This window comes from Pseudomonas sp. Pse79 (genome assembly GCF_024519615.1).
Classification (GTDB): Bacteria; Pseudomonadota; Gammaproteobacteria; order Pseudomonadales; family Pseudomonadaceae; genus Aquipseudomonas; species Aquipseudomonas veronii.
This window is the reverse complement of the sequence record NZ_JALJRR010000006.1, coordinates 134,947-147,522: the sequence shown is the minus strand read 5'-3', so window position 1 is coordinate 147,522 and position 12,576 is coordinate 134,947. Positions and strand designations below refer to the sequence as shown.

Here is a 12,576-nt window from a genome sequence, read left to right as displayed (position 1 = left end):
TGTCAGGCAGAAGATATTGGTACCGTCGTACCAAACTGTAAGTCGTTTGATTCCGTCCAGCGGGCATCAAACTGGCAACGCTTTATTCCATCGCGCCGCGGCTGCACACCAGCCCATCACGACGCTCCCGGCATTTATAACCGCGAAGTTTGCCACAACCCTGGGGATTTGGCGCCATATCCCGGATAAGCGCCATTGCCCATTGGTGTGATTACGCTTCGACCAGGCTCCATTGCTTGCTCAAGCGCTTGTCGGAAATCGGCACCCGGGTGCCCAACTGCTGGGCAAACAACGACACCCGATATTCCTCCAACCACCAGCGATAGAGCGCTAGCTGGGGGTCGTGCTTGCCTTCCTGGGCATGCTTGTTCAAACGGTTCTGGTACTGCGCCCACAGGCCCGCCAGCTCGCCGCTCCACACCCGATCTTTTTGCACCTGGCTGGGCAGTTTTTCCAGACGCAGCTCGATCGCCTTGAGGAAACGCGGCAACTCCTTGAACCACTGCGCCGGAGTTTCGCGCACAAAGCCGGGATAAACCAGATTGCTCAGTTGCAGCTTGATATCGTTCAAGGCCACCGCCTGGGCCAGGTCGATCTTGCCTTTGAAGCGCTTTTGCAGGCCGTGCCAGAGTTTCAACACGTCCAGGGTCAAGCGCGCCAGGCGCTCGGCGTGTTCGGTCCAACCGCCACGCTTGCGCTCGGCCAGCGCCGCCAGCCCGGCGCCGTCACGCGGCAGGCTGGCTTCGCCTTCCAGCACGCAGCTGTCGAGGCTGGCCAGCAAAATATCTTCCACCAGCGCCTCGATGCGCCCCAGTTCGCGGTACATCAGGCCCAGCTCGGTCAGGCCGGGCAATTTGCCGCGCAGGAATTTTGCCGGTTCGGCCAATTGCTGCATCAGCAGGCGCTGCAAGGCGCGACGGTGCTGGAACTCGGCCTCGGCGGCGGTGGAGAAACGTCCTTCCTTGACCGTGCCGTTTTCTTCCACCAGCGCCGGGTACACCGTCATCGACAGCCCGGCGATCTTTTGCTGGGTCTTCTCGGCCACCGCCGCGAACACCTTGGCTTCCACCGGCTGTTGGCTTTTTGCCGTCTGCGGCACGGCCAACGCGGCCTGGCTGGCCTCGGCAAAGCGCGCGGTCAGTTCGGCCAGGTCGCGGCCTTCGCCGAGAAACTTGCCCTGGCCGTCGACCACTTCCAGGTTCATCTTCAGGTGGCTTTCCACCTGCTGCGCGGCCTCGGCCCAGGCTTCATCGCTGACGCGCGCGCCGGTCATGCGCAGCAGTTCGCGCCCCAGCGCCTGGGGCAGCGAGCCCTGGGCGAATTCGATACGTTGCAGGGCGGCCCTGACGAAGTCCGGCACCGGCACGAAATTCTTGCGCAGGGCCTTGGGCAGGTTGCGCACCAGGGCGATGCACTTGGCTTCGATCACCCCCGGCACCAGCCATTCCAAGCGTTCGGCGGGCAAGGCCGGCAACAGCGGCGCCGGCACGCGCAAGGTCACGCCGTCACGCGGGTGGTTGGGTTCGAAGTGGTAACTCAAGGCCAGCGCCAGGTCGCCCAGGTGCAGGGTGTCCGGGTAATGCGCGGCGGTGACTTCGCTGGCGTCGCGGGCCAGCACGTCTTCCTCGCGCATGATCAGCAATTGCGGGTCTTTCTGGCTGTTGACCTTGTACCAGCTGTCGAACGTCGCGGTCTGGTGGATCTCCGCCGGCAAGCGCGCATCGTAGAACGCGTACAGCGTCTCTTCGTCGGCCAGGATGTCGCGCCGACGCGCCTTGGCTTCCAGCTCGTCGAGCTGCTCCAGCAGTTGCTGGTTGGCGATCAGGCACTTGGCCCGGGACTGAATCTCGCCGCGCACCAGGCCTTCGCGGATAAACAACTCGCGCGACACCACTGGGTCGACCGGCCCGTAATGCACCGGCCGGCGCCCGACCACGATCAGCCCGAACAGGGTGATCTGCTCGAACGCCACCACTTGGCCGCGCTTCTTCTCCCAATGCGGTTCGAAGTGGTTTTTCTTGATCAGGTGCCCGGCCAGCGGTTCGATCCAGTCGGCATCGATCTTCGCCACCATGCGTGCGTACAGCTTGGTGGTTTCGACCAGCTCGGCGGTCATCAGCCACTGCGGACGTTTCTTGCCGATGCCCGACGACGGGTGAATCCAGAAGCGCCGCTGACGCGCACCGAGGTAATCGCCGTCTTCGGTTTTCTGCCCGATCTGACTGAGCAGGCCCGACAGTACGGCTTTGTGCAGTTTCGCGAAGTCGGCCGGTTCCTTGTTGACGGTCAGCTGCATGTCGCGGCAGATCAGGCTCAACTGGCGATGGGAATCGCGCCACTCGCGCAGGCGCAAGTAGTTGAGGAAGTTCTTGCGACACCAGTTGCGCAGCGGGCTGGCGGTCAGTTCCTGGCGTTGCTCTTCAAAGCCACGCCACAGATTGACCAACCCGGCGAAGTCCGAATCGGCGTCCTTCCATTGTGCGTGGGCCTGGTCGGCGGCCTGTTGGCGTTCCGGCGGGCGCTCGCGCGGGTCCTGGATCGACATGGCGCTGGCCACGATCAGCACTTCCTGCAGGCTGCCCAGCTTGGCGGCTTCGAGCAGCATGCGGCCCATGCGCGGGTCCACCGGCAGGCGCGCCAACTGGCGACCCAGCGGGGTCAGTTGGCTGTTGCGGTCGACCGCCGACAGTTCTTGCAGCAGGTTGAAACCATCGCTGATGGCCTTGCCGTCCGGCGGTTCGATAAACGGGAAGTCGCTGATTTCGCCCAGGCGCAGGTGCAGCATCTGCAGGATCACAGCCGCCAGGTTGGTGCGCAGGATCTCCGGGTCGGTAAATTCCGGACGGCCGATAAAGTCTTCTTCGCTGTACAGGCGGATGCAAATCCCCGGCTCGACCCGGCCGCAGCGGCCTTTACGCTGGTTGGCGCTGGCCTGGGAGATCGCCTCGATGGGCAGTCGCTGCACCTTGGCGCGGTAGCTGTAGCGGCTGATGCGCGCGGTGCCGCTGTCGATCACATAGCGAATGCCCGGCACGGTCAGCGAGGTTTCGGCGACGTTGGTCGCCAGCACCACGCGCCGGCCCGGGTGGGACTGGAAAATGCGCTGCTGTTCGGCCGGTGACAGGCGCGCGTACAGCGGCAAAATCTCGGTGTGCTTGAGCTGGGCCTTGCGCAGCATGTCGGCGGCATCGCGAATCTCGCGCTCGCCCGGCAGGAACACCAGCACGTCGCCAGGGCTGCGCCGCTCGCTGCGCTCGTAGGCGGCGATTTCATCGAGGGTGGCAAGGATCGCCTGGTCGACGGTCAAGTCGTCCTCGACGCGGTTGCCCTCCTCGTCCTGTTCCAGGGTCAGCGGGCGATACCAAGTGTCCACCGGGAAGGTGCGGCCCGACACTTCGACAATCGGCGCATCGTCGAAATGCTTGGAGAAGCGCTCCAGGTCGATGGTGGCCGAGGTGATGATGACTTTCAGGTCCGGGCGACGCGGCAACAGGGTTTTCAGGTAGCCGAGCAGGAAGTCGATGTTCAGGCTGCGTTCGTGGGCTTCGTCGACGATGATCGTGTCGTAGCGTTCGAGGTAGCGGTCGTTCTGGGTTTCCGCCAGCAGGATGCCGTCGGTCATCAGCTTGATCAGGGTGTTGGAATCACTCTGGTCTTCGAAGCGCACCTGATAACCGACCAGTGCGCCGAGCGGCGTGGCCAACTCTTCGGCAACCCGGCTGGCGACGCTGCGCGCTGCGATCCGACGCGGCTGGGTATGGCCGATCAGGCCGTATTGGCCGCGACCGATCTCCAGGCAGATTTTCGGCAACTGGGTGGTCTTACCCGAACCGGTCTCGCCGGCGATGATCAGCACCTGATGCTTGAGCAACGCCGCCTTGATTTCGTCGCGCTTGGCGGCGATCGGCAGGCTGTCGTCGTAGCGGATCAGCGGCAGGCTGGCGCGCCGCGCCGTGACCTGGGCGCAGGACGCCTGCATGCGCGTCACCCACTGCGCCAGCTTCTCCTCATCGGGCTTCTTGCGCAGCTCGAGCAACTGCCGCCGCAAACGGTGGCGGTCGGCGAGCATGGCGTGATCGAGGTTTTTCAGCAGTTGGTCGATAGCGGGCGCTTGGTCAGTCATCAGGTGCGTTTTGGTCGTCTATTTATGCAGGGGGCGGATTGTCGCAGAAAACCGCCGGCATGCGCGCCCCTCATTCGTTCTCGCGCTCCTTGCGCCGGTATGGAAACACATCGATGACCTTTCCGGCGCGAATCGCGTCCTGCAGGCCCTTCCAGTAGTCGGCATCGTACAACTCGCCGTGCAGTTGATCGAACAGCTTGCGCTGGCCGGCGTCGGCGAACAGGAACGGCGGGAACTCTTCGGGGAACACATCCAGCGGGCCGATGGAGTACCAGGGCTCCGAGGCCATTTCATCCTCCGGCGTGCGGGGCGCGGGGATGTGGCGGAAGTTGGCTTCGGTGAGGTAGCAGATCTCGTCGTAGTCGTAGAACACCACGCGGCCGTGGCGGGTGACGCCGAAGTTCTTCAGCAGCATGTCGCCGGGGAAAATGTTCGCCGCCGCCAGTTGCTTGATCGCCAGGCCATAGTCTTCCAGGGCTTCGCGTTCCTGGGCGGGGCTGGCGTTGTCGAGGTAGAGGTTGAGCGGGGTCATGCGCCGTTCGGTCCAGCAGTGGCGGATCAGCACGGTGTCGCCTTCGACGGCAACGGTGCTGGCGGCCACGTCGAGCAATTCGGCCAGGCACTCGGGCTCGAACTTGCTCAACGGAAAGCGAAAATCGGCGAACTCCTGGGTATCGGCCATGCGCCCGACGCGGTCGACGCTTTTGACCAGGCGGTACTTCTCGATCACGGTGGCGCGGCTGACGTTTTTCGACGGCGAGAAGCGGTCCTTGATGATCTTGAACACCGTGTTGAAGCCCGGCAACGTAAACACGCTCATGACCATGCCGCGGATACCGGGAGCCATGATGAACTGATCGTCGGTGGTGGCCAGGTGGTTGATCAGCGCGCGATAGAATTCCGACTTGCCGTGCTTGTAGAAGCCGATTGAGGTGTACAGCTCGGCAATGTGCTTGCCCGGCAGGATGCGCTTGAGGAAGCCGATGAACTCCGCCGGCACCGGCACGTCGACCATGAAGTAGGAGCGGGTGAAGGAGAAAATGATCGACACATCGGCTTCGTCGGTGATCAGCGCGTCGATCTGGATGCCCTGCCCTTCGCGGTGCAGCAGCGGGATTACGAGGGGCCACTGCTCGTCACGGGTGTAGATGCGTCCGACAAGGTAGGCACCCTTGTTGCGGTAGAGCACCGAGGAAAACAGCTCGACCTTCAGCTCAGGGTCCTTGCACACCCAGTCCGGCAGGTTCTCGCGCAGTTGCACTTCGAGGCGGCGCAGGTCGGCCGGCAGGTCCGCGTAGGGCTCGCTGAAGCTGTAATCAGCGAAAATCTGCGCCAGCATGTCGGAAATTTTGCCGACTGGGGTGTAGACCCGGGTTTGCGCCGCCCTCGCCCGGCGCAGGCTCGGCCGCGTGGTGTGGACGAACATGCAGCCGTCACTGATCAGGTCATGGCTGAACAGGCCACAGAAGATCGAGTTGTACCAGGTCTCGGACAGCTCATCGTCAAAGCGCAGGTCGATCAGGCCGATGTAGGCGCTTTTCACCAACGGCCAGGCCTCAATGTCCATCAGGGTGGCGTCATCGAAGCTCGCCCGCAGGCGGCTCGTCACTTCGCTGACTTTCTCCTCATACAGGTTGATACGCGCCGCCGAAGCCGCCTGGCCCTGCTGCCACTGGGCCTTTTCGAAACGTTCACGGGCGCCATCGGTGATCTGGCGGAAGTGCTCGCGGTAATCGTCGAAGCCATCGAGGATCATCTGGGCGATAGCGAGGGCGGGTGTGCGCTGCGACATGCGGGAAACCTCGGACGGGTATCTGGAAGCCCAGAGCTTAGCCAGTCAAGGGAGCCAGGAGAAGCAGTCATTTAGCATGCTTGTTTGTGGACTTTCGTTCATTTCGCAGATTTATGGGCGTTATTGGAAACACTCACTGCGGCCAATGCACAAATCGGCCAACACAGCCGATGACGCGGGTTGTCCTGTAATCAGTGATTGTGTCGAGCCAGTCGCTGGGCAACACTCGCCGCCTTATTGATGTAGGAGTTTTCCGTGAGACCTGTCGACACCCTATACCTGCTGGGGCTGGCCGCGATCTGGGGCGCGAGTTTCCTGTTCATGCGTATTATCGCCCCGGAAATCGGCACGCTGCCGACCGCGTTTTTCCGCGTGTCGATTGCCGCCGCCGGGTTGCTGGTGATGCTCGCGGTGATGCGCGTGAACTGGGACTTCCAAGGCAAGTTCAAGACCATCCTGCTGCTGGGCGTGATCAACTCCGGCATACCCGCGACCCTGTACTCCGTGGCGGCCCAGGTGTTGCCGGCGGGTTACTCGGCGATCTTCAATGCCACCACGCCGTTAATGGGCGTGCTGATTGGCGGAGTGTTTTTCAGCGAACGCCTGACGCCATCGAAAGTCGCCGGGGTGTGCCTGGGCCTGTTTGGCGTGGGCGTACTGACCCGCGCCGGGCCGGTGGCGTTTGACCTGGAATTGTTGATGGGCGCGTTGGCCTGCTTGTTGGCCACCACTTGCTACGGCTTTGCCGGGTTTCTCGCGCGCCGCTGGCTGGATCAGCGCGGCGGGCTCGACAGTCGGCTCGCGGCCCTGGGCAGCATGCTCGGCGCGACCTTGTTCCTGCTGCCGCTGTTTGCCTACAGCGCCATCGTTCATCCGCCGGCAAGCTGGGGCGGTTGGCACGTGTGGTTGTCGTTGCTCGGGTTGGGGCTGATGTGTACGGCGTTAGCCTACGTCCTGTACTTTCGCCTGCTGACAGCCATTGGCCCGGTGCGATCGATGACCACCACGTTCCTGATCCCACCGTTCGGGGTGCTGTGGGGCGCGTTGCTGCTGGATGAGCCGCTGTCGATGGCGCATCTGTATGGCGGGATATTGATCGCGGGGGCATTGTGGTTGGTGTTGCGGCCAGGGAAATTGGCCAAAGCGCTGTAGGAGCATGCCTGCCCCTACAGCGTGTCCGCTGGTTAGCGTTGACGGAACACAAAAACCAGACCAATGATGATCAACCCCATCCCCAGTAAGCTCAACCACGCGAGCCGATTGCCGAAGATCAGGTAATCCATCACCGCCGTCACCGCCGGCACCAGGTAGAACAGGCTGGTGACATTGACCAGGTTGCCGCGGGCGATCAGGCGGTACAGCAACAGCGTCGCCAGCAGCGACACCACCAGGCCCATCCACAGCACCGGCAGGTAAAAACTGGCGGTGTGTTCAAAGTGGAACGGCTGGAACGGCACGAACACCGAGCACAACACCAACCCGGCCAGGTATTGCACGGGCAGCGTGCCCAACGGGTTATCGGTGATGCGCTTCTGCATGATCGAGCCGAAGGTCATGCTTGCCAGGGCCAGCAAACCGAACAGCATCCCGGCCAGGGACATCCGCGACAACCCGATGCCTTGGTACACCACCATGATCAAGCCGGCCAACCCCAGGCCCAGGCCGAACATCCGGCGCCAGGAACGCTGGCGCTCCATCAGCACCACGGTCAGGATCGGCTGCACGCCCATGATGGTCGCCATCATCCCCGGCGTGACGTTGAGGTCCAGGGCCAGCAGATAGAAAATCTGGTACGCCCCCAACAACACCAGCCCCGTCGCCGCCGCATACCACAGCGGCTTGCCGGGTTGTGGCAGTTTCAGCTTGAGGATCGGTACCAGCATCACCAGCCCCGCCAGGGCGATGGCAAAACGGATCAGCAAAAAGGCAAAGGGCGACGCATGGGCCAGGCCCAACTTGGAGAAAATCGCCCCGCTGCTCCACAGCAATACGAACAGGCTCGTCGAGGCCGCCGCGGCCACGGATTGTTTCGACATAACAGACATGGTTACCACCTGTAATCAGGCAAAAAAGCCGATTCAGCCAAGCAAGGCTGAAACTCAGTAGGTTTTTTTCAGGCGGGCATAGGGCAACAGCAATCAGCTGATCAGCCCGAAATGCCAACACCCGGCGGTGATACGACTGCGTACACCGGCGTGCTACTGACAGGTGGGGGGTAGTGGCTGATCTGCGCAGGCTGCAGGTTCCCGCACGGCACGACCACAGCGCTGGACGCTGAATCGACTACCGCTATGCACAGGAATGCAGGCATGGGCTGATCTTTTGAGGAGGTGAAGACGCGGCGACTATAACCAACCGCCGACATATTTTGCAATCGCTCCGACAGCGCCCTTTTCGCGTGACGGCATTTTCATTTTGGCGCCGGAACCCACTCGCTATACTACCGAGCAGTTTTTTCCAAGGATGTCACATGACCGCATTGCCCTGGGTGTATCTCGTCCTCCTGTCCATCGGCTATGCACTGGCGTTGCTCTACGGCCAACTGGGTGTGCTCGCGGCCATCTCCGTGGCGCTGTTGTTGATCGCCGGGTATGCGGTACGCCAACAACGTACCCCGTGGGCGCGCTACGTCGGCCACGGGTTGTTCATCGTCTTGGCCTTGGGCCTGGCGATGCACTGGCTACCGGGGTTCTACAACGGGCGTGGTATCGCCCCCCAGCGTTTCAGCGCCGATGCCGTGCCCTTCTCGATGTACCTCAACCAAGACAAACCACTGATCGGTTTCTGGCTGCTGCTGGCCTGCCCGTGGATTGTGGCGCGGCGTTCATTGCGCCTGTCGATCTGCGTCACCGCCCTGGCGCTGGCGCTGACGGCCATGGCGGCGCTGGGCGGCGCGGCGTTGCTGGGGATCATCAGTTGGGCGCCGAAGTGGCCGGAGCAGGCGTGGCTGTGGGTGCTGAATAACCTGTTGCTGGTGACGCTGGTGGAAGAAGCGCTGTTTCGCGGCTACATTCAGGGCGGCCTGAGCCAGCGCCTCAAACACTTGCCCTACGGCGAAAACCTCGCATTGCTGCTGGCCTCGCTGCTGTTCGGCCTGGCGCACCTGAGCGCGGGCTGGCAGTGGGTGCTGCTGGCCAGCATCGCCGGGGCCGGTTATGGCCTTGCTTATCGTTTTGGCGGCCTGGGTGCGGCAATTGCCACGCATTTCGGCCTGAATTTGCTGCATTTCGGACTGTTTTCCTACCCAATGCTCGCCGGCTGATTATTACGAAAATAAGTTAAATAAATGATCGCCACCGCCGATACCCCTTGAAAGCCTTGCGGATTGAATAACCATGCGTAATAACCAACCCGTTACCCAGCGCGAACGTACCTTCCCCGCTCAGCAACGGTTGATCTCCACCACAGATGCCAAGGGTGTCATCACTTATTGCAACGACGCTTTCGTCGAAATCAGTGGTTTCTCCCGCGACGAACTGGTGCGTGCCCCGCATAACCTGGTACGCCACCCGGACGTTCCGGCGGCAGTGTTCGCACACATGTGGTCCACGCTCAAGCAAGGCTTGCCATGGATGGGCATCGTCAAGAACCGCTGCAAAACCGGCGATCACTACTGGGTCAACGCCTATGTAACGCCGGTGTTCGATGGCAACCAGGTGATCGGCTATGAATCGGTGCGCGTCAAGCCCACCGCCGAGCAGGTCCGCCGGGCCGAAGCGCTCTACCACCGCATCAATCAGGGCAAGCCCGCCATTCCCCGGCGGGACAAGTGGCTGCCGGTGCTGCAGGACTGGCTGCCATTTATTCTGGTCAGCCAGTTGAGCTTCATGATTGGCGCATCGCTCAATTCTCAATGGGGCTTTGCCCTCGCGGCAGGGTTGTCGGTGCCGCTGGGCCTGCTGGGCCTGAGCTGGCAACAGCGCGGCCTCAAGCGTTTGCTGCGCCTGGCCGAACAGACCACCTCCGACCCGTTGATCGCGCAGATGTATACCGACAGCCGTGGCGCCCAGGCGCGACTGGAAATGTCGATCCTCAGCCAAGAGGCACGTCTGAAGACCTGTCTCACGCGCTTGCAGGACACCGCCGAACACCTCAACGAGCAGGCCGCGCAGTCCAACACCCTGGCGCACAACAGCTCCAGCGGCCTGGAACGCCAGCGTGTGGAAACCGAACAAGTGGCTACCGCGGTCAACCAGATGGCGGCGACCACCCAGGAAGTCGCCAGCCATGTGCAGCGCACGGCCGATGCCACCCAGGAAGCCAATCGCCTGACCGGGCGCGGCCGCGATATCGCCGGGGAAACCCGCGAGGCGATTCAGCGGCTGTCGGCCGCGGTTGGCGAGACCGGCGTGACGGTCACCCAACTGGCCAAGGACAGCGATGAAATCGGCGGCGTGGTCGACGTGATCAAAGGCATCGCCGACCAGACCAACCTGCTGGCCTTGAACGCCGCGATCGAAGCGGCACGTGCCGGTGAGATGGGCCGTGGTTTTGCGGTGGTTGCCGATGAAGTCCGCCAATTGGCGCAGCGTACCGCTGAATCGACCGGGCAGATCCATACCCTGATCGCCAAGCTGCAGCAGACCGCCGCCGCTGCCGTACAAACCATGGACGCCGGGCATCGCCAGGCCGAAGAAGGCGTGGCGCGGGTGATGGAAGCGGACCAGGCACTGGTGGGCATCAGCGAAGCGGTGGCCAACATCACTGACATGACCACCCAGATCGCCGCCGCCACGGAAGAGCAAAGCTCGGTGGCCGAAGAGATCAGCCGCAATATCAGCACCATCGCGCTGTTGGCGGACCAGACCTCGGAACAGGCATTGAACTCGGCGCAGTTGAGTGAAGAGCTTACTGTTACCGCCAATACTCAGTATTCGCTGGTAGAGCGTTTTAACCGTTAAACCGCTATCGGGGGCAAGCCGAATCGTCGCACCGCCCCTCCCACATTTAACCGCGTACATACCTTGGAATGCAGTCGAATGTGGGAGAGGGCTTGTTCCTTCCCACATTTAACCGTGTACACACCTTGGAATGCGGTCGAATGTGGGAGAGGGCTTGTTTCCTCCCACATTTAACCGTGTACACCTCATGTGGGAGGGGGCTTGCCCCCGATAGCGCTCTAACAGGCGCCGATAAACTGAGCCACTCGCACCGCCGCCGCCTCCAAATGCTGCTCATGGCTGAACCCTGAAGCCTTCAACGGTTTCAAATCATGATCCCCCGCCGCCAGCCACAGCACCTCGATGCTCGGTGACAAGTCATACCCCTGCACCGCGGCTCGATTACCCAAGGCATCGCGTTCGCCCTGCACAATCAATGTCGGCGTGTTCAACCCGGCCAAATGCGCGACTCGCGGCTTTTCCGGCTTGCCCACCGCATAGAACGGATAGCCCAGGCACACCAAGGCATCGGCCTCCAATTCATCGGCGAGCAAACTGGCCATGCGCCCGCCCATGGACTTGCCACCAATGGCCAGTTTCCCAGCGGCATGGCGTCGCACCTCGGTATACACCTCGCGCCAGCTTTCCAGCAGTTTCGGCGCCGGGTTGGGCGGGCGTTTGCCCCCGTCCAACCGGCGCTGGGCCATGTAGGGAAACTCAAAGCGCACCACATTGACGCCATGCCTGGCAAGGCGCGCAGCCATGTCGTTCATGAAAGATGAGTCCATCGGTGCGCCGGCGCCGTGGGCCAGGATCAGCGTCACAGGCGTATGCGCTGACGCACCCGAGGCGATATCCCACAGCCAGCCATGCTCCTGCACACACCGTGCCCATTGATCCCCGTCAATACTGGCCTTGTGCTCTTTGCCCATGCTTACCTCGCTTTTTAGTCTGCCTATAACTCCAGCCCAAGTGTCGCATCTGCTTGGGTTGAACCGTGGATGGGGAACCATGAACACTACTTTAAGTACCGCCTATAACTACAAGGTGGTCCGCCAATTCGCGATTATGACGGTGGTGTGGGGCATCGTCGGCATGGGGCTCGGGGTTTTTCTCGCGGCTCAATTGGTGTGGCCTGCACTCAACTTCGACTTGCCTTGGACCAGCTTTGGCCGCTTGCGCCCGCTGCACACCAACGCGGTGATCTTCGCCTTCGGGGGTTGTGCGCTGTTTGCCAGCTCCTTCTACTCGGTGCAGCGCACCTGCCAAACCCAGCTGTTCGCGCCGAAAGTCGCGCAGTTCTGCTTTTGGGGCTGGCAACTGGTCATTGTCCTGGCAGCGATCACCTTGCCACTGGGTTACACCAGTTCCAAGGAATACGCCGAGCTGGAATGGCCGATCGACATCCTGATCACTATCGTCTGGGTGGCTTATGCCATTGTGTTCTTCGGCACTGTGGCCAAGCGCAATACCAAGCACATCTATGTCGGTAACTGGTTCTTCGGTGCGTTCATCATCACCGTGGCAATCCTGCATATCGTCAACAACCTGGAAATCCCGGTCAGCCTGACCAAGTCCTACTCGCTGTACGGCGGTGCGACGGATGCCATGGTGCAGTGGTGGTATGGGCATAACGCAGTAGGTTTCTTCCTGACTGCCGGCTTCCTCGGGATGATGTACTACTTCGTACCCAAGCAAGCCGAACGTCCGGTGTATTCCTATCGCCTGTCCATCGTCCACTTCTGGGCGCTGATCACCCTGTACATCTGGGCCGGTCCGCA

The 12,576-nt window shown here is 61.9% G+C and carries 8 protein-coding genes; 4 read left to right on the top strand and 4 right to left on the bottom strand.

What is annotated here, in order from left to right:
• Positions 1 to 211: 211 nt before the first annotated feature.
• A complete protein-coding gene (hrpA, locus tag NR164_RS10330; RefSeq protein WP_256822722.1) occupies positions 212 to 4,123 on the bottom strand; it encodes an ATP-dependent RNA helicase HrpA in 3,912 nt (1,303 codons plus the stop codon).
• Between the two features lie 70 nt (positions 4,124 to 4,193).
• A complete protein-coding gene (gene aceK / locus NR164_RS10325) occupies positions 4,194 to 5,915 on the bottom strand; it encodes a bifunctional isocitrate dehydrogenase kinase/phosphatase (protein WP_046489433.1) in 1,722 nt (573 codons plus the stop codon).
• 255 nt (positions 5,916 to 6,170) lie between these two features.
• Between aceK and NR164_RS10320 the strand changes: the two genes are divergently transcribed.
• Positions 6,171 to 7,067: a DMT family transporter gene (locus NR164_RS10320; RefSeq protein ID WP_256822721.1), complete on the top strand. Its 897-nt coding sequence runs from the start codon at positions 6,171 to 6,173 to the stop codon at positions 7,065 to 7,067.
• 32 nt (positions 7,068 to 7,099) lie between these two features.
• On the opposite strand, the gene NR164_RS10315 is transcribed toward NR164_RS10320, so the two are convergent.
• On the bottom strand, positions 7,100 to 7,960 hold the full coding sequence (locus tag NR164_RS10315; protein WP_057003831.1) for a DMT family transporter: 861 nt from the start codon (positions 7,958 to 7,960) through the stop codon (positions 7,100 to 7,102).
• Between the two features lie 425 nt (positions 7,961 to 8,385).
• Between NR164_RS10315 and NR164_RS10310 the strand changes: the two genes are divergently transcribed.
• Both NR164_RS10310 and NR164_RS10305 read left to right on the top strand, forming a co-directional pair.
• Positions 8,386 to 9,177, top strand: a complete 792-nt coding sequence (locus tag NR164_RS10310; protein WP_079444490.1) for a CPBP family intramembrane glutamic endopeptidase — start codon at positions 8,386 to 8,388, stop codon at positions 9,175 to 9,177.
• 73 nt (positions 9,178 to 9,250) lie between these two features.
• Positions 9,251 to 10,816 carry a PAS domain-containing methyl-accepting chemotaxis protein gene (locus tag NR164_RS10305; RefSeq protein WP_079444491.1) on the top strand — a complete coding sequence of 522 codons (1,566 nt, stop codon included), beginning with the start codon at positions 9,251 to 9,253 and terminating at the stop codon, positions 10,814 to 10,816.
• A gap of 218 nt (positions 10,817 to 11,034) precedes the next feature.
• Here NR164_RS10305 and NR164_RS10300 read toward each other — a convergent pair whose 3' ends face one another.
• Positions 11,035 to 11,727: an alpha/beta family hydrolase gene (locus NR164_RS10300; protein ID WP_256822720.1), complete on the bottom strand. Its 693-nt coding sequence runs from the start codon at positions 11,725 to 11,727 to the stop codon at positions 11,035 to 11,037.
• A 79-nt stretch (positions 11,728 to 11,806) separates the two neighbouring features.
• On the opposite strand from NR164_RS10300, the gene NR164_RS10295 reads away from it, so the two are divergent.
• Positions 11,807 to 12,576 (top strand): cbb3-type cytochrome c oxidase subunit I (locus NR164_RS10295; RefSeq protein WP_256822719.1); only part of this gene is annotated, 770 nt, incomplete at its 3' end.